Below are 19788 nucleotides of genomic sequence, written 5' to 3'. Positions count from 1 at the left end.
TGCATTCATGTAGCCCGCCGACCCTCCTCCCCTTGCGCCCAAGGGAGGGCTTTTGGCTTCTGTCCTCAAACGCCAGAATAGTGGAACCGTTCCCAAGGAACTTCTTTCATAGAACGTATGACGAGTGGCGCAGCCCCTCTCTACGGTGAAGGCGTCCGTCACCGAACGCGAGGTTCCTCCTCTGGAGCCCGCCGAGGCCGCTGCACGCGTGCCCGCTCTGATTCGGAGGCTTCATGAGCCAGTCCCCGCTGCTCCCGCGGACCAGAGCTTCGTTCCCTGGGGTGTGAGCCGGATGGCCCCCTTCCCTTCCCAGGGCGAAGTGCCCACCCCTCATCACCGCATCAGCATCGACCCTGTAACTCAGAAGGGCGTCCGCCTCGATCCGGTGACCAACCGGCCGATCGAGGCCGCCGGCAAGCACGGCTCCAACGTGCAGCAGGCCACCCCTACCGCGCCGCCTACCCCAGACGGTGACGGCAGCAGGGACGGCGGTGCAAAGCCGGATTCCACGACGGACTGGGTGTCGGACTGATGCCGATCCCAGCCCCGGTCCTGGTGGTCGCCTGCCTGGATGACCCCACCGCCGACCTGGTACTGGGCGAGCTGCACGGCCGGGACGTCCCGGTCGTGCGATTCGATCCCGGCGCCGACTTCCCACGCCACGCAACGCTGGAGGCCTTCCTTGACGGCACGGGCATGAAGGGCTCCCTCGGCACTCAGACGCGCCATCTCGACCTGGCGGGTGTGCGCGCTGTCTACTGGCGTCAGCCGACGCCTTATCGTCGGCCCGAGGACCTCGACAAGTACACGGGGGCGTGGGTCGCTGACCAGTCCCGTTTCGGTCTGGGCGGTGTCATGGCCGCGCTACCGGGGGCCTCTTACCTCAACCATCCCTGGCGCAATCGCGACGCCGAGCACAAGCCGGTCCAACTCGCCACGGCCGCCGCCTGCGGGCTCACGATTCCGTCCACGCTGATCACCAACCGGGTCGACAGTGCCCGTACCTTCGCCTCGCGGATGGGGAGTGTGGTCTACAAGCCGCTGTGGTCCACCCCCTACCGGAACGCTGATGGAGAGGCTCGTACAGTGTGGGCGGACGTTATCGACCCCGGCACTTTGAACGAGAGCGTCAGCGGGGCCGCGCACCTGTTCCAGCAGCAGGTGAACAAGATCGCCGACGTGCGCGTGACCATGGTGGGTGAGCATGTGTTCCCTGTCCGCATAGACGGCGCTCCCGGCCTTGACTGGCGGCACGACTACCCATCGCTGACCTACCAGCTCATCGAGGCGCCGACCGCTGTGATCAAGGGCATGCGCGCCTACCTCGACGCTTTCGGGCTTGTTTTCGGGGCTTTCGACTTCTCCCTGACTCATGATGGCCAGTGGGTGTTCCTGGAGTGCAATCCCAACGGCCAGTGGGCCTGGTTCGACGATCCCATCCCGCAGCAGATCTCCAGCGCGATAGCCGACCATCTGACCCGCCCGAGGGAGCTCTCGTGAGCGCCGAACTCCGCCAAGAGCTGGCAGAACTCCTGGTCGCCAAGGGGTCCCTCACCGACGCCCGTTGGGCGGCGGCGGTCCAAGCCGTGCCGCGCGAGCTGTTCCTGGGAGAGGCGGTCTTCCGGCCCGTCGATGACACGAACGGACCGCTATGGGAGCCGGTCCAGCGCGCGAAGACATCCCGCGAGCAGTGGCTCCGCATGGCCTACGAGAACCGGACCTGGGTCACACAGGTCGAGGGAGTCATGGCCGAGGCCGCCAACGGCCCTCTGCCCGGGCCGCCCACGTCTTCCTCCACCCTGCCCAGCCTGGTCGTACGCATGCTGGAGGCCACAGGGATCGGCGACGCGAACAGGGTCCTGGAGATCGGCACCGGCACCGGCTACTCCACGGCCCTGCTCTGTCATCGCCTCGGGGATGGCAAGGTGACGTCGATCGAGTACGACCCCGAAGTGGCGGCCCGCGCCGCGCACGCCCTCACCGCCGCCGGTTACGCGCCGACCCTGGTCGTTGGTGATGGTCTGGCGGGATATGACAAGAACGCAGAATATGACCGGCTGATCGCGACCTGCTCCGTACGCTACGTTCCGGCCTCGTGGATGTGGCAGGTCCGAGACGGAGGGACCATCACGGCGCCGCTGTCCGGCTGGATGGGCGGCACGGCCCTGGCGCACCTCACCCTGGCCGACGACGGCACCGCCACGGGACGCTTCCTGACCGATGACCTGTCGTTCATGTTCGCCCGGCCCCACGACCGGCCCCCGCGCTCCCACTACCTGCTCGGCCTCGGCGAGCAGCGCGAGAGCGTGATCGACCCGCGCGTTCTGCACGACCCGACCGGCCTGTTCGTGGCCCAGCTCGGCGCTCCGTCGGCCGAGAAGATGGGGGCGGACGACCGGATCATCCTCCTGGACGTGGCAACGGGCTCGCAGGCCACCACCGAGCAGTCGCCGGACGGAGGTTGGCTGGTACGCCAGCACGGGCCGTTGAAGCTGTGGGATGGCGTCGAACAGGCGGTCTCGGCCTGGCAGGTGGCGGGCAGGCCGCACCAGTCGAGGTTCGGCCTCACCGTCACCAAACAGGGTCAGAAGGTATGGCTCGGCAACCCCGACGGCCCCTCATGGAACCTTCCCGCCTAGCGATCTTCGGTATGGCAGCAGTGATCCAAGCTGGCCATCCTCGGCCGCAAACCGGCGGGTCACCTCTTGTAGCCGTAGAGGAAGGCACGCACGCCCGCGGACACCATGGCGGCGAGCTCGGCCTCGTCGTGGAGGGCCGTGCGGTCGGTGAGGTTTTCGGCGGAGATGAGCAGCATGAGGTGTCCCGCCGCGCGAAGCGGATCGGCCAAGGTGAGCTGGCCACTGCCGGCGATCTGGCATAGCCGGTTGGCCAGTTCCTGGCGGACGCGACTGGGCCCGGTCTCCTGCCAGACTTTGAGTGCGGTCGGGGGAATGTGCTCGATCTCGGCGTTGATCTGGCGGATCAAGGCGAAGTGCGGGGCGAGGTCGGAGGTCAGCAACCGGAGCCACGCGAGCCCCAATTCGACCAGGTCGTTCTCCAGGTCGACGACCTTTGCCAGGTGGCGGTCGATGATGTCGATCATCGTGTCGGCCACTCGCCGGGTGCTGTCCTGGATCACGGTCTGGAACAGCTCAGCCTTGTCGGTGAAGTGGTTGTAGATGGTGCGATTGGAGACACCCGCTTCCGCCGCGATCGCGTCCAGGCTCGCCCGGGTGTAGCCGTCTCGGGCGAACAACTGCAGCGCACCGTGGACGATCGCCCGCCGCTTGTCGGGCTGCCCACCGGGCTTTTTCTTGTCCGTCATGCCTACCGAGGCTACCGGGTTACACCGATCGTTGCACTACATGCACCGATCGGAGTAATGTTTGCATCGATCGGTGTAATAACCCACTTGAAGAGAGACTCTCATGACCAAGATCGCGATCATCGTCGGCAGCACGCGCCCGGGCCGACGCGGCCGCGCAGTCGCCGAGTGGGTGGCCGGCGTGGCCGCCCAGGAACACCCCACTGTCGACTTCGAGCTTCTTGACCTGGTCGACGTCGGCCTGCCGCTGCTCGACGAGGAGCAGCCGGCGCTGTTCGGCCAGTATGGCAACGAGCACACCGTCCGCTGGGCCAAGACGATCGGTCGCTTCGACGGATTCATATTCGTCACCCCCGAGTACAACCACTCGGTCCCCGGAGCCCTGAAGAACGCCCTGGACTTCGTGTACGCCGAGTGGAACAACAAGGCGGCCGGTTTCGTCAGCTACGGACTGCACGGCGGAACCCGCGCCGTCGAGCACCTACGGTTGATCCTGGCTGAGCTGAAGGTCGCCACCGTACGCACACAGGTCGCCTTGTCCCTGTTCCATGACTTCACCATCCCGACCCCGGCCGAACCGGGCACCTTCACCCCCGGCCCACACCAGGACAAGACCCTCAGCACCCTGCTGGACGAGGTCGTCATCTGGTCGAGCGCGCTGCGGCCGCTTCGGGAAGGAGCTCTGGCATGACCGACATCACCGCCCCGGCCGTGCCAAGGGAGCCGATCGGACCGCAGCCTGCCGACAGCGGCCCGCTGCCGGACGCCGCGCTCGACGAGCTGGCCGAGAAGATCGCCGTCGAGGCGGAGATCGTTGGCCTCGGGGAGTCCACACGATTCTCCCGCGAGACCTTCACCGTGCGAGACCGGCTGTTCCGGCGACTGGCCCAGCGGTACGGATTCCGGGCACTGGCTCTGCAGGACAACGCCGCTGTCGCCACGAGGCTCGACAGGTACGTGACCTTCGGCGAGGGCACCGCCGAATCTGCTCTCGGCGACGCCTGGCGTCCCTGGCGCACCGTCGAGATGGTCGCGACGCTTCACTGGATCCGCGCCTTCAACCAGGACCATTTGGACGATCCCCTCCGGATTTTCGGCGTGAAGCCCGCACAGGCACAGCCCACGGACTACGACACCATCCTCGAACATGTCCATCGGCTGGCCCCGGAACGGCTGGTGGACCTGGCGTCCCACCTGAATCCCATCCGAACCGCCCATCAGACCGATGAGCACGTGCAGCGCGTGCGGGGACTGCACCCGGGCCGCCCGTTCGCCGACCACGCCCGTGACGCGCTCACGCTGATCCGATCATTGCCAGACATCGACGCCCACGGCGCCATCATGGAGCGGATGCGGCTTATCGTCGACTTCCACGAACGCAGCGTCGCTGGGCGAGGCAGCTACGCGGGCGATGCGGAGGTGTGGGCCGACACGATCAGCGACTATCAGCGCCGAACCGGCCAGCGGGTGGCCTTCTGGGACGGCATCGCTCACACATCAGCAGCGCCGGCAACCTTGGGCCTGGCTCCTGAACGCGGTCCCCAGCCCAGCGTCGGCAGCCTGCTGCGCGAACGCCACGGTAGGCAGTACGTCTCCGTGGCGATCGGCTTCCATCATGGAGATCTCGGCGTCGCCGTCGTCCCGGAGCCGGCCAGGGACCTGATCGACGCCAAGCTCGGCGAGGTGAAACTGCCCGCCCGCTGGCTGGACCTCCGCCCCGACGACATACGCCGGCGATGGGACGGACCGGCGAAGGTACGCGTCATCAGCGGTGTCTACGATCCGTCCCGCGACGCCGCCGAGCATATGGCTGTGGCATCCCTGGCCGACGCCTTCGACGTGCTCATCCACATCCGCCAGGCATCCCCAGTGCGATGGCTGCCTTGATCCGGTCGATCCGCCCCGACGACCGCAAGCACCGCCCGGATCCGGAGCCCACCCATGCCCCAGCTCACCGGCCTGCGACCCGATTTCCGCGGTCAGCCCGCGCGACCGCCTCACAGCGGAGACATTTGACCCCATCTGTTCACTCTCATAACGCTTTTCCGGCTGCTGACCAAGAAGGGGTGTAGTCGACGAAGGGAGCACGGCCGGTGCGTCGCAGACAGGCGGACATCGCCACAGATCCGGAGGCTTTCGAAGCCTTCTACCGGCGCCACGTCGACGCGATCACGTCGTTCCTCGCCCGCCGGGTCGATGATCCGAACACGGTCGCCGACCTGGTGGCGGAGGTCTTCCTCGCGGTGCTCGACTCCGCCCACACCTACCGGCCCGGACTCGGCAGCGAGATCGCCTGGCTGTACGGCGTGGCGCGCAACACCCTGTCGGCCGAGCGGCGGCGGGCGTTCAAGGAGACGAGACTGGCCGATCGCGTAGGCGGACGACGGCCGCTCGACTGCGACGACGTCGCCGAGCTCGAAGAGCGGATCGACGCGGAGAGCGTGGCCAGGCGGGCCTTCCAGGCCATGGCCGGGTTACCGGACGGTGATCGCGCGATGCTCGAACTGGTCGTCATCGACCAGCTCACGATCGGCGAGGCGGCCACCGCTCTGGGCATCCGCCAGGGCGCCGCCAGGGCCAGGCTGCACCGCGCCCGCCACACGCTCAGGAACGTGCCGGAGATGGCTCCCTTCGTCATGGAAGGAACGCGATGAACTTCAAGGAGCACGTACTGATGGAACTCAAAGCCGAAATCGTGGCCCGCAACAAGGCCCGCCGCCTGCTCGTCAGACGACGCCTGCTCGCCACAGGAGCGGTCGCCACGATCGCGGCCGCGGCGGCCGTCGCGGTGCCGCTCCTGACCGGATCCGAGACCCCGGCCTACGCGGTCACCAAGAACACCGACGGCACGATCACCCTGAAGATCAACGAATTCAGGGACCCGGACCAGGTGGAGAAGGACCTGGCGAAACTCGGCGTCACCGCCGACGTCTCCTACGTCAAACCCGGCAGCCGGTGCGCCCCCGGCCGCGGCGAGGGCGAAGGCGCCCCCTCCTTCTCCAAGGAAGAGCTCAAGAGCAAGGATCCCAAGGTCCAGAAGAGAATCGAGGAAGCGATCGCGAACTCGCCGAACGGCAAGACGTTCAAGATGGGCCGCGGCCAGGTACGGATCAACCCGCAGTACATCAAGCCGGGGCAGACGGCCGTCATGGAGTTCACCGAGAACGCGGACCAAACCTCGGGCCCGGACAAGCCCAGAGCTCTGTGGCAGTTCAGCGGCTACCTCGTCACCGGCCCGGTCAAGCCCTGCAAGGTCATCGCCGACCCGTCCTGGGACACGCTGCCCGACCCCAAGACGAACCCCGAGGCGTACCCGCCGCCCGGCAGCTGACCCTCGCCGGGCGGTGGGTACGGCGGACGGCGCCGCCGTACCCACCGCCCGGGGGCCACCACGCGATCCACCGGGGCGAGCGACTGAACCAGCTACCCGCCTCGAATGATGCGCCGGCCCCTTGACACGCCGAGCCGCACCGGTACGCGGGCGTCTCTCTCAGCGCACCTTCGCGAAGAACGCTCGTACGTCGCCGACCAGCAGGGCCGGCGCCTCCATCGCGAGAAAGTGGCCGCCCTTGCCCAACTCGGTCCAGTGGACGACATTGTGGTCACGCTCTGCCCAGGGACGAACGGTCACGTCGTGGGCGGAGACCAGCACCCCGGTCGGCACCGTGCCACGCTCCGGCGCCCAAGCGTCCGCGCCGTCACCCCAGTCCGGCTCGGTGGCGCTGATCTCTTCGTAATAGCACTGCGCCGCCGACCCGGCCGTGCCGGTCAGCCAGTAGATCGAGACGTCGGTCAGGATGCGGTCGCGATCGATGCTGTCCTCAGGCAGCCCTTCCTCCGGCTCGGTGAGTTCCTTGAACTTCTCCACGATCCAGGCGAGCTGGCCGACCGGCGAGTCGTGCAGCCCGTACGTCACCGTCTGCGGCCGCTTGGAGTTGCACCGCAGGTAACCGTCGTTGAAGTCCTGCATGCGCTGCCAGCGCCGCTGCTCGATCTCCGACAGCCCGCCCATCTCGCCGACCGCCCCGATCGGAAACGTGATCATGGCATTGAGGTGGACACCGATGACATGGTCCGGGTCCTGCTTGCCCATCGCGGGGCCGACCCACGAGCCGGTGTCGTAGCCCTGCACGCCGTAGCGTTCGTACCCGAGCCGGGCCATCAGCCGGACGAGGAGCCCGGCCATCCTGGCGGAGTCCATGCCCGGCCCGGCCAGCGGCGTGGAGAACCCGAACCCCGGCAGCGACGGAATCACCAGGTGGAACGCATCGGCCGCGTCGCCGCCGTGGGCGCGTGGGTCCGACAGAGGGCCGATGACGTCGAGGAAGTCCACCACGCCGCCCGGCCAGCCGTGCAGCAGGATGAGCGGCGTCGCATCCGGCTCGGGCGAGCGTACGTGGAGGAAGTGCACATTCTGCCCGTCGAGGGTGGCGAGGAACTGCGGGTAGGCGTTGAGCGCCGCCTCATGCGCCCGCCAGTCGTAGCCGGTTCGCCAGTATTCGGCGAGCTCCTTCAGGTACGTCACCGGCACGCCGCGGCTCCAGCCGACGCCCGGCAGCTCGTCCGGCCAGCGAGTGCCCGCCAACCGTGCCTTCAGGTCGTCGAGCTGGGACTGCGGAATGTCGATGCGGAAGGGGCTGATGTCGTGGGTCATGTCTCCGACCATAGGAACGCTTAGGACAGATTCGGTCCTAAGCTGCGGGCAGACTGGTGAACATGCTGGAGACATCCGCACGGCTGCTCAAGCTGCTGTCACTGTTGCAGACCCATCGCGACTGGTCCGGCGGCGAACTCGCCGAGCGGCTGGGCATCAGCACCCGTACGGTCCGCCGAGACGTGGAGCGGCTGCGCGAGCTGGGTTATCCGGTGGACGCCGTTCAGGGCGCCGCCGGGTACCGGCTCGGCATCGGAGCGTCGCTGCCGCCGCTGCTGCTCGACGACGACGAGGCGGTGGCCGTGGCAGTCGGCCTGCGGACGGCGGCGGGCGGCTCGGTCGCCGACATCGAGGAGACCGCGCTGCGGGCGCTCACCAAGCTCGAGCGCATGCTGCCACCTCGGCTGCGCTATCGGGTGAACGCCCTGAACACGGCAACGGTCCGGGTCGGCGCGGCCGGGCCCGTGGTCAGCCCGGACACCCTCATGGCGATCGCTGACGCCTGCCGCCGCCGCGAACGCCTGCGTTTCGACTACACCAGTCACCGCGGCGGCGACACCGTCCGGTCCGTCGAGCCGCACAGCCTCGTCAACTTCGAACGACACTGGTACCTCGTCGCCTGGGACACCGATCGCCGCGACTGGCGCACCTTCCGGGCCGACCGCCTCACTCCGCGCACACCCACCGGCCCGCACTTCACACCCAGGCAACCACCGTACGGTGACACCGTCACATACCTGGCACACCGGCTGTCCTCGCGAGCCTGGCCGTACCAGGCGGTCGTCACCCTGCACGAGCCGGCCGAGGCGATCGCCGACCGGGTGTGGCCGGGGATGGGCGTCGTGGAGGCGGTGGACGACCACAGCTGCCTGCTGCACGTCGGGGCCGAGAACCTATGGGCGCTGGTCTGGATGATCACGTCGGTCGACGCCGACTTCACCCTGACCAGCGGCCCGCCCGAGCTCGCCAACGCCCTACGCGCCCAGGCCCGCCGCTGCCTGGACGCCCTGCGCGGCTGACGGTAAGACCCACCTGCGGGAGACGCTGCTCTCCTGCCGTCAGATGTCCGCGTGCTGGAAGATCACGGTTCGGATCGTGGTCACTCGTTCGGACAGCGGTCCGGCGGGGATGTCGATGAGCTGATAGCCGAAGGCGCGGTAGGTCTGCTCGTGGAGGCGTTCGAACGTCAGAGAGTCTTCGAAGCTGATCCGGCGGGCCTCGGTCTGTTCGCAGAAGCCGAGATTGCGGATGAAGAACACCCGCCGGTCGTAGATCTGCTCTCGGGTGATCCTTTCGATCTCGGTGGACAGGGCCGAGGAGATCGGGTGCCCGACGTAGGTGCTGAGAGCGTGGGTGCAAATGGGAGAGCGGTCGAAGAACTGCACGGGCGGCGCGGCGACGATCGACTGCATCTGTCGCCGTCGCTGCAAGGCCACGATCTTGTCGATGAAGGACGGCCGGGTCCACGGCTCGGCGTCACCGCACGCCTGCGCGTCCGCGATGACCGCCGTGGCCGCCTCCTCGACCGTCGCGTATCCAAGCATCACCAGGCACCGCAGGATCGCGGTCTTGCCGGCACCGGGGGTGCCGGTGAGGATGTAGCGCTTCATCGTCATCTGGTCGCCTTTCTGATGACCGACTCGCAGTGGGCGGTGCTGGAACCGTTGCTGAGGCAACAAAACGGGGCGTAAGTGATCAACGGGATTCGGTAGCGGATCCGGGCCGGGTGTCGTGGCGGACGCGGCCGGGCTACTCGCCTGCGATGTGCCCGTGGATTCCACGATCGCCCGGGAGCACGCGGTCGGGGTGCGCGAAAGAAGGGGCGAGGAAAGGGAAAACCCGATGGAATCGACACCGGGATCGCCGGCCATGAACTCGGCCGCCCCCGGGGCGGGTTGACCACGAAGATACCCGTGGCTGCCGAGCAAGGCCAGAAACGCGCAAGATTCTTTGGCTTGGGGCGAAATGATGAGCCCTCGTCGACCAATGAAGAGGGCGTTCGCATCCCCAACCGAGCGGAGCACGTCACGATGGGAACCGCCCGTGCCAGATGACACCGACAGGTTCGAAGCCGTCTACAGGGCGACCTACGACCAGATCATCGCCTACGCCGGACGTCGCTGCGACTCCCCGCAGGACGCGGCCGACGTGGTCGCCGAGACCTTCACCGTTGTCTGGCGCAAGATCGACGAATTACCTCCAGGCGCGGAGGCCAGACTCTGGGTGTACGGAGTCGCGCGCAACGTGCTGGCCGACCACCGCCGCAGCGCGCTTCGCCACCAGGCACGTCACCGGGAACTCGACGCGGAGATGGCCGACCTCTATGGCGACCCCGCTGACCACAACGTCGAGCTGAACGCGATCGCCCAGGTGTTCAGAACGCTCTCCGACGACGACCGCGAGCTCCTCTCGCTGGTCGCGTGGGAGGGCCTGGACCGCGAAGAGATCGCCACGATGCTGGGGCTCTCCCGCAATGCCGTACGCATCCGGCTGTACCGGGCCCGCAAACGCTTTTCCCGCGCGCTCGACGAAGCCGATGTCCGATTCACACCAGCCAGCGCCATCGTTCCCGCAGGGAGACCGCTATGAAGGACATTGATGAGATCAACGAACTGCTGAGGCCGCTGGCCCGGATCGGAACGGACGAACCGGGCGGACGTGCCGACGGCGCCCGCGCACAGGCGTTGCTCACGGACATCATCGCCCAAGAGCGGCAGCCGACGTTGGCGGCACCCCTGCGCGACCGGCGCTGGGCTCGTCGCACGCTGCTCGGACTCGCCGCCTCCGTCGTCCTCGCCCTCGGCGTCGTCCTCGGACCGAGCCTGCTGGGACACGGCGGCGGTACCGCGACCTCCTACGCCAACTCCGCGGTGGAGATCCGGAAAGAGGCGAACACCTATGTCGCCCGGATCAAGGACCCGTACGCGGATCAGCAGAAATTCTCCGAGGCGTTCCGGGCCCTTGGCCTCAACGTCGAACTCAGGGTGATCCCGGTCTCGCCGACTGCGGTAGGCAAGATCGTGAGCATGGGCGGGACTATGCACTCGGCCATTCCGAACGTGCCTTTCGGGGCAGGCCGGGAACCGGACGACTGCGATTTGGCCGACAGCGACTGCTTCATGGTGGTGACCGTCCCAGCAGTGGTCAAGGACACCTCCAGCCTGATGCACTTCGATCTGGGACGGCAGGCCAAGCCAGGCGAGTCCTACGCGAACGAATGGCTGTCGGCCACTCATGCCGGAGAGCAACTGGCCGGAGCCAAGGCGAGCGGCCGGACCGTTGGTGACGTGCTGGCCGAGGTGCGGAAGCGCGGCTTGACCGCCGAATTCAACCTCGTCGACGTCCATGACAGCGGGTACGAGCTCAAGCCGCTGGCGGCGGATCAGGTCGGCGCCAACTGGATCGTCTACAGAGTCGCGTCGGTGCGCGTCGGTGTGGTCCGTCTCCAGGTTACTCCCGAGCGCAATCCCGGCCTCGCATACGACCAGGACTGAGCAAGGTCGAGCGGCCCACCAACTGGGGGCCGCTCGACGGCGGCGTTCTGGCCCGCCCTCTGGAAGAGTCATCAACCGGGGTAGGCCAGTCTCCAGGGTCATGGACAAAGGCGCTCGACCTACCAAGCCAGACCACCGGCCGCCCCTCGATCCGCGCTTTCTCCGGCCAACGACGGCGAAGCCGCGCCCCAAGAAGGGGGCCCGAGCGGAGCGAGGACCTTCAGGGGTCGGGCCTCGGCCCGACTGGAAGCAACGCCTGCCCCCGAAGCGCGAAGCGCCCACCCGCGAAGTTTTTTCGCGGATGGGCGCCGAACACTCAGCGCTGCGTAGGAGCGACAACCACCTCGACGCGCTGGAACTCCTTGATGTCCGAGTAGCCCGTAGAAGCCATCACCCGCTTCAACGCCCCCATCAGATTCATCGACCCATCGGCCACGCTGGACGGCCCGTGCAGAATCTGCTCCAAGCTGCCCACCTGGCCGAAAGCCACCCGACGCCCGCGAGGCAGGTCCGGGTGGTGTGCCTCCGAGCCCCAGTGGAAGCCGTGGCCGGGCGCCTCCGTGGCGCGGGCGAGCGGGGAGCCGACCATGACCGCGTCGGCCCCGCAGGCGATGGCCTTGGCGATGTCGCCCGAGGTGCCCATGCCGCCGTCGGCGATCACGTGGACGTAGCGTCCGCCCGACTCGTCCATGTAGTCGCGGCGGGCGGCGGCGACGTCGGAGATCGCCGTGGCCATCGGCACGGCCACGCCCAGCACGTTGCGGGTGGTGTGAGAGGCGCCGCCGCCGAAGCCCACCAGAACGCCCGCCGCGCCGGTACGCATGAGGTGCAGGGCCGCCGTGTAGGTGGCGCAGCCGCCCACGATGACCGGCACGTCGAGCTCGTAGATGAACTGCTTGAGGTTCAGCGGCTCGGCACGGCCCGAGACGTGCTCGGCCGAGACCGTGGTGCCGCGGATGACGAAGATGTCGACGCCCGCGTCGATGACGGCCTTGTGGTACTGCACCGTACGCTGCGGAGACAGGCGGACGGCGGTCGTCACGCCGGACTCCCGGATCTCCGAGATCCGCTGCCCGATCAGCTCTTCCTTGATCGGTGCCGCGTAGATCTCCTGCAGCCGCTTGGTCGCGGCCTCGGCGTCGAGCGAGGCGCACTCCTCCAGCAGCGGCGACGGGTCGTCGTAGCGAGTCCAGAGGCCTTCGAGGTCGAGCGGCGCCAAGCCGCCGAGCCGCCCGATCTCGATGGCGGTGGCGGGCGAGACCACGCTGTCCATGGGAGCGACGACCACGGGCAGTTCGAACCGGTAGGCGTCGATCTGCCAGGCGATCGAGACCTCCTCCGGGTCACGAGTGCGCCGGGAGGGTACGAGGCCGATCTCGTCGAGCGCGTAGGCCCGGCGACCGGTCTTGCCCCGGCCGATCTCCACCTGCTGAGTCATGTCTTACCTTCTGTGATAGTTCGGGGCTTCCACGGTCATCTGAATGTCGTGGGGATGGCTCTCCGTGAGACCCGCCGCCGTGATCGGCATGAGCTCACAGTCGGTGTGCATCTGGCTGATCGTGCGGCAGCCCGCGTACCACATGCCCTGGCGCAGTCCGCCGATCAGCTGGTGGGCGACGGCCGCGACCGGGCCCCGGAAGGGGACCTGGCCTTCGATGCCTTCGGGGATGTACTTGTCGTCGCCGCCGACGTCGGCCTGGGCGTAGCGGTCCTTGCTGAAGGACATGCCGCCGCGCTCGCGGTTGCGGACCGCGCCGAGCGAGCCCATGCCGCGGTACGACTTGAACTGCTTGCCGTTGATGAAGATCAGCTCACCGGGCGACTCCTCGCAGCCGGCGAGCAGCGAGCCGAGCATGACCGTGTCGGCGCCGGCGGCGATGGCCTTGACGATGTCGCCGGAGTATTGAAGGCCGCCGTCGCCGATGACCGGCACACCGGCCGGCCCGCACGCCAGCGACGCCTGGTAGATGGCGGTGACCTGCGGCGCGCCCACCCCGGCCACGACGCGGGTGGTGCAGATGGAGCCGGGGCCCACACCGACCTTGACCGCGTCGACACCCGCGTCGACGAGCATCTGGGCGCCCGCCCTCGTCGCGATGTTGCCGCCGATGACGTCGACCTTGCTGTTGGCCTTGACCTTGGCGATCATCTCGGCGAGGCCCTTGGAGTGGCCGTGCGCGACGTCGACCACGATCACGTCGACGCCCGCCTCGATCAGCGCCTTGGCCCGCAGCTCCGCGTCGCCGCCGACGCCCACCGCGGCGCCGACGACCAGGCGGCCGTCGGCGTCCTTGGTGGCCAGTGGGTACTGCTCGCTCTTGGTGAAGTCTTTGACCGTGATCAGGCCGCGCAGCTTGCCCTCGTGATCGACGAGGGGCAGCTTCTCGATCTTGTTGCGCCGGAGCAGCGCGAACGCGTCGTCACGCGACACCCCCACCGGGGCGGTGACCAGCGGCATCTTGGTCATGACCTCGCGCACGGGGCGCGACTGGTCGGTCTCGAAGCGCATGTCGCGGTTGGTCACGATGCCGACGAGTACGCCGGAGACGTCCGTGACCGGCACCCCGGAGATCCGGTACGTCGCGCACAGCCGCTCCACGTCGGCCAGGGTGTTGTCGGGAGTGCAGGTCACCGGGTTGGTGACCATCCCGGCCTCGGACCTTTTGACCAGGTCCACCTGCTGGGCCTGCTCTTCTGCCGACAGGTTGCGGTGCAGGATGCCGATGCCGCCCTGGCGGGCCATCGCGACGGCCATGCGGGCCTCGGTGACGGTGTCCATCGCGGCGGAGACCAGCGGGATCGACAGTCTGATCCCACGGGAGAGCCGCGACCCGGTATCCGCGTCACCGGGTTGCAGATCTGAATAGCTCGGGACGAGCAACACGTCGTCGAAGGTCAGACCTGTCTCGGTGAACTTGGACATGCTGCGGCCCCTCCTGCCGATGCTGATGCAGGCAAGTCTAGGGCCTACGTGCAAAACGTCTTGAGGCCGGGAGCACGATGGCCCCCACGGCCCGTCGTACCCCCGGCCGCCAAAAGTGCCGAGGGATGGGGCGGTCGGTGATCCGCCCCATCCTCCGGCCACCGGCATCCGGGCGGAAGCGCGTAAAGCGCCACCGAACCCCCCTCCGCGTCCTGATGGCCAGCGCTGCCAGCTCAAGTGGATGCCGACGCTGGGTTAAGCCTGCGTTACTCATCGGCACACCGCAATGTGAAAACGTGCAATTGCACGAAGTTGCACATGTGACCAGGGAGTCCAACGCAAGGAGCGGACAAGGACGTATCGCCGAGTTATTCTCACGACACGCCCGTGTCCTCCCTACGGAGCCCCTTATATGCGCACCGAGTCCCACACCGTGTCTGATCCCCTTAAGGCGTCTGATCCCCTCGCGACACTGGGCCTCGACCCGGCTCAGACCGCGCTGTACACGGCGGTGCTGCGCCTGCACAGAACCACGCGTACCGAACTGGCCGAGGCCATGGACGGTCCCGTGGACAAGGTGAGCAGGCAGCTCGACGACCTGGTCAGGCTCGGCGTGATCGACGAGCAGTCGGGCGAGTACCTGGCCAGGCACCCCGCCGCCGCGCTCGGCCGGCTGATCGCCGAGCGCCTCGACCGGCTGGCCGAGGAGAGCAGGCGCATCGACTCCGCGCTTGGATCGATCCGGGGGCTGATCCGCGACTACGACGTGGGGCACGACTACCAGAACGGCGCGTTCCGGGTCGAGATGGTGAGCGGCGCCGACGTGCTCTACGAGAGCGTGGTGGGCATGGCGGTGCAGTCCCCGCCGATGCGGCTGCTCACCGCGATCCCCGATGACCGCACCATGGCAGACTTTGTACGAAAATTTGCCGATCCTTGGATCGATGCACAGCAGCGGAAACTCCTGAATGTGCGGGCCGTCATCCCGGTCTCCACGCTCACCCTGCCCGGCGTACGCGACCAGCTGACCAGGCTGCTGGCGACCGGCGGAACGGTCCGCACGCTGGACCGGGTGCCGAGCTGGTTCATGACCGCCGGCTCCGACGCCGCCGGCCTGCCTGCTTTATGGGGCGGCAACCTGCCCGACCACGCGTACAACTTCTATTTAGTACGGACGCCGATCGTCGTCGGCATGCTCCGATCGCTCTTCGAGGAGCTGTGGGGCCGGGCCGTACCCCTGCCCTGGGGCCGCCGGGGCGAGGGCGTGGTGCAGGTGCTGCGGCTCGCGGCGCAGGGCATGTGCGACGACTCGATCGCCCGCCAGCTGGGCGTCTCGGTGCGCACGGTACGGGCCAGGTTCGCCGACGCCATGGTTCAGCTCGGCGCGCAATCACGCTTTCACGCAGGTGTGGAGGCCGCGCGGCGTGGCTGGCTGAGCTAATAGCCACCGCGTCGGCCGCATCGGTCATATGGTGGGAAGGTGCTGGAAGACGTCCCCCGCGACCCGTTCGCGGACGACCCGAACGACCCCTCCTCAGCGATGGGCGAGCTCGACGACGCCGAACCGCTGACCGCGAGCGAGCGCGACGAGGCCATCACCGACCTCGCCGACGTCGAGGTCTTTCGCTCCTTGTTAGAGCAGCAGGGAGTGCTGGGACTCGTGCTCGACTGCCCGGAATGCGGCGAGCAGCACTTCTTCGACTGGGAGCTGCTGCGCGGCAATCTGCGCCAGATGATCGACAAGGGCCAGCCCCAGATGCACGAGCCGGCCTTTCTTCCCGACCCGGCCGACTACGTGACCTGGGAGTACGCCAGAGGCTATGTCGACGGTGTCATCGACACCGAGGAGCGCCGCTGATCCACGTCGTCCAGCAGCACGGCGAGCAGCCGTGCGGCTGGATCGCGCGAATCAGGCAGCTCGCCGCGGGCTAGCACGTCGAGAAGCGCGTCAGTCTGCTCCTCCGGCGTCAAGCCGACTCCAGTTCGGCCATCTGCCGCAACCTCGCCAGCGCTCGATGCTGGGCGACGCGGACCGCACCTGGTGACATACCGAGTACATTACCGGTCTCCTCCGCCGACAACCCCGACACCACCCGCAACAACAGCAACTCGCGTTGGTTGTCGGGCAGCTTGGCGAGCAGCCTGCGGGCGTACTCCACCTCGATGTAACGGACTACCGTCTCCTCGGGCCCCGGTCCATCGTCCGGCCCGTCCGGTAGATCCTGAGTCGGTACGGCCGAGCGGACCGAACTCCGCAACGCATCGGCCACCTTGTGCGAGGCGATACCGAAGACGAAGGAGGCGAAAGGCCGCCCCATGTCTCGGTATCGCGGCAGCGCGGACAGGACCGCGATGCACACCTCCTGGGCTACGTCATCGGCAATGTGATATTGCCCTGAAACCCTGCCCAGCCTGGCGCGACAATAGCGCACCACCATCGGACGCAACTCGCCCAGCAGGGATTCGATCGCACTGCGATCTCCCTGCACGGCGAGGCTCGTCAGTTCCCTTAGGTCGGAGTCATCCGTCCGTGCCGGAAGTCTCGACGCGAGCCTTACCCCAATTTTGGCGTCGGCGACGCTTCCCTCGCTCACGATAGGCATGATGCCCGCACTGATCGGGCCTGTCGTCATCGCGAACGGCTACGGATTGGTCACATTGACGAGACGATAACGGGCAGTAATCAAACGACGACACTAAGCCTTTATTGCGGAAGAATATTTCATCCCATAACCCGAAATGTGCAGAAATTGCCAGGCGGCTAGACGTTTACGGCACACATCAGGTTTACCCGAATAAAGGAATTTTCCCACTTCATCATCGTTCGGCCACCTCTCCAGCGGCCTGCCGGGATTGAGCGTATGTCATATGCCATACCTGGTGGTGGGAGTTGGGCCAACGTCTGTCGGCCGTGAGAGCGGCCGAGGGTAGGCGATACGCGGCGCCTCAGCGTCCAAGGAAGTGCCAGGGCGGCGACCCGGGCAAGAAGGGATGGCCGGGGCCCACCATGCGCGCGTCACGGCGCTCAGCCGCCTCCACCGGAGGAGCGTGCCCCTGGACAGACCCCGGCCCTGGACGGCGGGTGGGGCCGGCCCATGCCTGCCGTAAAGCCGCAAAAACCAAAACACGGCCCGCACCCAGAGAACAGGCGCGAACCGTGTAAGGGAGAAACTGGTCAGTGACCGTGGCCGTGACCGTGGCCCCCACCGGCAGGAGCGGACTCCTCTTCCGGCTTGTCGACGACGAGCGCCTCGGTGGTGAGGAGCATGCCGGCGATGGACGCGGCGTTCTGCACGGCCGAGCGGGTGACCTTGACCGGGTCGATGACGCCCTCGCTGAGCAGGTCGACGTACTCGCCCGTGGCGGCGTTGAGGCCGTGGCCCGCGGACAGCTCCGAGACCTTGTGGGTGACCACGTAGCCCTCGAGACCGGCGTTCTCGGCGATCCAGCGCGTCGGCTCGACCAGCGAGCGGCGGACGATGGCGACACCGGTCGCCTCGTCGCCCGTCAGACCGAGGTCGTCGAGGTCCTTGGAGACGTGGATCAGCGCGGAGCCACCGCCGGAGACGATGCCCTCCTCGATCGCGGCCCGCGTAGCGGAGATCGCGTCCTCGAGACGGTGCTTCTTCTCCTTGAGCTCCACCTCGGTGGCAGCGCCGACGCGCAGCACGCACACGCCGCCGGCCAGCTTGGCCAGGCGCTCCTGCAGCTTCTCGCGGTCCCAGTCGGAGTCGGACTGCTCGATGGCGAGCTTGATCTCCTTGACCCGGTCCTCGATCGCCTTCGCGTCACCGGCGCCGTCGACGATGGTCGTGGCGTCCTTGGTGACGACGATGCGGCGAGCGGTGCCGAGTACCTCAAGGCCGACGTTCTCGAGCTTGAGACCGACTTCCTCGCTCACGACCTGGCCACCGGTGAGGATGGCGATGTCCTGCAGCATCGCCTTGCGGCGGTCGCCGAAGCCCGGAGCCTTGACGGCCACGGAGGTGAACGTGCCACGGATCTTGTTGGTGACCAGAACGGCCAGGGCCTCGCCCTCGACGTCCTCGGCGACCACGAGCAGCGGCTTCTTGGTCTGGGCGATCTGCTCGAGCAGCGGCAGGAAGTCCGCGATCGAGGAGATCTTGCCCTGGGTGAGCAGAATGTAGGCGTCCTCGAGGACGGACTCCATGCGCTCGGGGTCGGTCACCATGTACGCCGACAGGTAGCCCTTGTCGAACTGGAGGCCCTCGGTGAACTCGAGCTCCATGCCCATGGCGTTGGACTCTTCGACGGTGAGAACACCGTCCTTGCCGACCTTGTCGAACGCCTCGGCGATCAGGTCGCCGATCTTGGCGTCCTGAGCGGAGATGGTCGCGACGTTCGCGATCTCCTTCTTGTCCTCGACCGGGCGCGCGCTGGCGAGCAGCTTGTCGCTGACCGCCTTGGCGGCCTTGTCGATGCCGCGCTTGAGCGACAGCGGCGAAGCGCCGGCCGCCACGTTGCGCAGACCCTCGCGGACCATCGCCTGGGCCAGGACGGTCGCGGTGGTGGTGCCGTCACCGGCGACGTCGTTGGTCTTGGTGGCGACTTCCTTGGCGAGCTGGGCGCCGAGGTTCTCGTAGCGCTCCTCCAGCTCGATCTCACGAGCGATGGTCACGCCGTCGTTCGTGATCGTCGGAGCACCGAACTTCTTGTCGATGACGACGTTGCGGCCACGCGGGCCGAGGGTAACCTTCACGGCGTCCGCGAGGGCGTTGACGCCGCGCTCAAGCGCGCGGCGGGCGTCCTCGTCGAACGCTAGGATCTTGGCCATGCTGAAAGTCCTCTCCTAGCGTCGAAAGCCCCGGCCGCACGCGCTCAGACGAGAAGCGCGCGCCCGGGGCCCGACGCATCCGACTTACTTCTCGATGATCGCGAGAACGTCGCGGGCGGAGAGCACGAGGTACTCCTCGCCGCCGTACTTGACCTCGGTGCCGCCGTACTTGCTGTAGAGGACGATGTCGCCCTCAGCGACGTCAAGCGGAATGCGCTTGTCGCCGTCCTCATCCCAGTTGCCCGGGCCCACCGCGAGGACCTTGCCCTCTTGCGGCTTCTCCTTGGCGGTGTCAGGGATGACCAGGCCGGAAGCGGTCGTCTGCTCGGCCTCAAGCGGCTGAACCACAATGCGGTCGCCGAGCGGCTTAACGGGAACCTTGGTGGCGGTCGTCACGATCGGACCTCCCCTTCAGATTTGAATGATCTAGAAGAGGCGACCAGCGGGGCCTGCCGTCGCGGGTGTCAGACCTGCCTCGTCGCACGTTGGCACTCTCAAGGGGAGAGTGCCAACAGGAAACATATGCAAGAGGGGCTTGACAGTCAACACGAACGCGTCTGCTCAGAGCGATCAGGCCCAAGAGCTTGCCCAAGGTTG

General features: G+C 67.4%; 20 protein-coding genes. 12 read left to right on the top strand and 8 right to left on the bottom strand.

What is annotated here, in order from left to right:
- Positions 1–124: 124 nt before the first annotated feature.
- Genes tgmA through tgmC form a run of 3 tightly spaced genes read left to right on the top strand, consistent with a single transcriptional unit; the run spans position 125 to position 2639 of the window.
- Complete coding sequence (tgmA, locus tag ACGFNP_RS16900; RefSeq protein WP_393319329.1) at positions 125–532, top strand: putative ATP-grasp-modified RiPP; 408 nt, start codon at positions 125–127, stop codon at positions 530–532.
- Entirely contained in the window at positions 532–1500 is a 969-nt protein-coding gene (gene tgmB / locus ACGFNP_RS16895) for an ATP-grasp ribosomal peptide maturase (RefSeq protein WP_393319326.1), read from the top strand. Before tgmA ends, tgmB begins: the two co-directional genes overlap by 1 nt.
- Entirely contained in the window at positions 1497–2639 is a 1143-nt protein-coding gene (gene tgmC, locus ACGFNP_RS16890) for an ATP-grasp peptide maturase system methyltransferase (protein ID WP_358330470.1), read from the top strand. Before tgmB ends, tgmC begins: the two co-directional genes overlap by 4 nt.
- Positions 2640–2698: 59 nt before the next feature.
- Here tgmC and ACGFNP_RS16885 read toward each other — a convergent pair whose 3' ends face one another.
- The gene (locus ACGFNP_RS16885) at positions 2699–3325 is read right to left on the bottom strand and encodes a TetR/AcrR family transcriptional regulator (protein WP_358330473.1); all 627 of its coding nucleotides are present in this window, start codon (positions 3323–3325) and stop codon (positions 2699–2701) included.
- A 103-nt stretch (positions 3326–3428) separates the two neighbouring features.
- Here ACGFNP_RS16885 and ACGFNP_RS16880 point away from each other — a divergent pair, with 103 nt between their 5' ends.
- The 4 genes from ACGFNP_RS16880 (at position 3429) to ACGFNP_RS16865 (ending at position 6656) form a co-directional block, all read left to right on the top strand.
- A complete protein-coding gene (locus ACGFNP_RS16880; RefSeq protein WP_358330476.1) occupies positions 3429–4016 on the top strand; it encodes an NAD(P)H-dependent oxidoreductase in 588 nt (195 codons plus the stop codon).
- Positions 4013–5212: an erythromycin esterase family protein gene (locus ACGFNP_RS16875; protein ID WP_393319322.1), complete on the top strand. Its 1200-nt coding sequence runs from the start codon at positions 4013–4015 to the stop codon at positions 5210–5212. Before ACGFNP_RS16880 ends, ACGFNP_RS16875 begins: the two co-directional genes overlap by 4 nt.
- A 206-nt stretch (positions 5213–5418) precedes the next feature.
- The gene (locus ACGFNP_RS16870; RefSeq protein WP_358327329.1) at positions 5419–5979 is read left to right on the top strand and encodes an RNA polymerase sigma factor; all 561 of its coding nucleotides are present in this window, start codon (positions 5419–5421) and stop codon (positions 5977–5979) included.
- Positions 5976–6656 (top strand): hypothetical protein, encoded by a 681-nt coding sequence (locus ACGFNP_RS16865; protein ID WP_393319319.1) that lies wholly within the window; start codon positions 5976–5978, stop codon positions 6654–6656. The genes ACGFNP_RS16870 and ACGFNP_RS16865 overlap by 4 nt, the downstream gene beginning before the upstream one ends.
- 159 nt (positions 6657–6815) lie before the next feature.
- On the opposite strand, the gene ACGFNP_RS16860 is transcribed toward ACGFNP_RS16865, so the two are convergent.
- Positions 6816–7979, bottom strand: a complete 1164-nt coding sequence (locus ACGFNP_RS16860) for an epoxide hydrolase family protein (RefSeq protein ID WP_393319316.1) — start codon at positions 7977–7979, stop codon at positions 6816–6818.
- Positions 7980–8041: 62 nt separating this feature from the next.
- On the opposite strand from ACGFNP_RS16860, the gene ACGFNP_RS16855 reads away from it, so the two are divergent.
- A complete protein-coding gene (locus ACGFNP_RS16855; protein ID WP_393319313.1) occupies positions 8042–8998 on the top strand; it encodes a helix-turn-helix transcriptional regulator in 957 nt (318 codons plus the stop codon).
- Positions 8999–9037: 39 nt separating this feature from the next.
- Here ACGFNP_RS16855 and ACGFNP_RS16850 read toward each other — a convergent pair whose 3' ends face one another.
- Entirely contained in the window at positions 9038–10003 is a 966-nt protein-coding gene (locus tag ACGFNP_RS16850; RefSeq protein WP_393319310.1) for an AAA family ATPase, read from the bottom strand.
- Positions 10004–10022: 19 nt separating this feature from the next.
- On the opposite strand from ACGFNP_RS16850, the gene ACGFNP_RS16845 reads away from it, so the two are divergent.
- A complete protein-coding gene (locus tag ACGFNP_RS16845; protein WP_393319307.1) occupies positions 10023–10568 on the top strand; it encodes an RNA polymerase sigma factor in 546 nt (181 codons plus the stop codon).
- A complete protein-coding gene (locus ACGFNP_RS16840; RefSeq protein WP_393319304.1) occupies positions 10565–11473 on the top strand; it encodes a hypothetical protein in 909 nt (302 codons plus the stop codon). The genes ACGFNP_RS16845 and ACGFNP_RS16840 overlap by 4 nt, the downstream gene beginning before the upstream one ends.
- Before the next feature lie 316 nt (positions 11474–11789).
- Here ACGFNP_RS16840 and ACGFNP_RS16835 read toward each other — a convergent pair whose 3' ends face one another.
- Together ACGFNP_RS16835 and guaB are read right to left on the bottom strand one after the other, a co-directional pair.
- Positions 11790–12911: a GuaB3 family IMP dehydrogenase-related protein gene (locus tag ACGFNP_RS16835; protein WP_358330500.1), complete on the bottom strand. Its 1122-nt coding sequence runs from the start codon at positions 12909–12911 to the stop codon at positions 11790–11792.
- A 3-nt stretch (positions 12912–12914) separates the two neighbouring features.
- Positions 12915–14396, bottom strand: a complete 1482-nt coding sequence (gene guaB / locus ACGFNP_RS16830) for an IMP dehydrogenase (protein ID WP_358330503.1) — start codon at positions 14394–14396, stop codon at positions 12915–12917.
- A gap of 433 nt (positions 14397–14829) precedes the next feature.
- On the opposite strand from guaB, the gene ACGFNP_RS16825 reads away from it, so the two are divergent.
- Positions 14830–15837, top strand: a complete 1008-nt coding sequence (locus ACGFNP_RS16825) for a helix-turn-helix domain-containing protein (protein WP_358330506.1) — start codon at positions 14830–14832, stop codon at positions 15835–15837.
- A gap of 39 nt (positions 15838–15876) precedes the next feature.
- Entirely contained in the window at positions 15877–16254 is a 378-nt protein-coding gene (locus tag ACGFNP_RS16820; RefSeq protein ID WP_214633227.1) for a DUF5319 domain-containing protein, read from the top strand.
- A 109-nt stretch (positions 16255–16363) separates the two neighbouring features.
- Here ACGFNP_RS16820 and ACGFNP_RS16815 read toward each other — a convergent pair whose 3' ends face one another.
- From ACGFNP_RS16815 to groES, 3 genes are all read right to left on the bottom strand, one after another.
- Positions 16364–16999 (bottom strand): sigma-70 family RNA polymerase sigma factor, encoded by a 636-nt coding sequence (locus tag ACGFNP_RS16815; RefSeq protein WP_246651813.1) that lies wholly within the window; start codon positions 16997–16999, stop codon positions 16364–16366.
- A gap of 572 nt (positions 17000–17571) precedes the next feature.
- Entirely contained in the window at positions 17572–19191 is a 1620-nt protein-coding gene (gene groL, locus ACGFNP_RS16810; RefSeq protein ID WP_358330509.1) for a chaperonin GroEL, read from the bottom strand.
- Positions 19192–19275: 84 nt separating this feature from the next.
- Complete coding sequence (groES, locus tag ACGFNP_RS16805) at positions 19276–19590, bottom strand: co-chaperone GroES (protein WP_214633886.1); 315 nt, start codon at positions 19588–19590, stop codon at positions 19276–19278.
- Between the last annotated feature and the right edge of the window lie 198 nt (positions 19591–19788).

It is taken from the genome of Nonomuraea sp. NPDC049269 (assembly GCF_043197155.1).
Lineage (GTDB): Bacteria > Actinomycetota > Actinomycetes > Streptosporangiales > Streptosporangiaceae > Nonomuraea.
The sequence above is the reverse complement of the archived record's forward strand: the minus strand, read 5'-3'. Positions and strand labels throughout refer to the sequence as shown.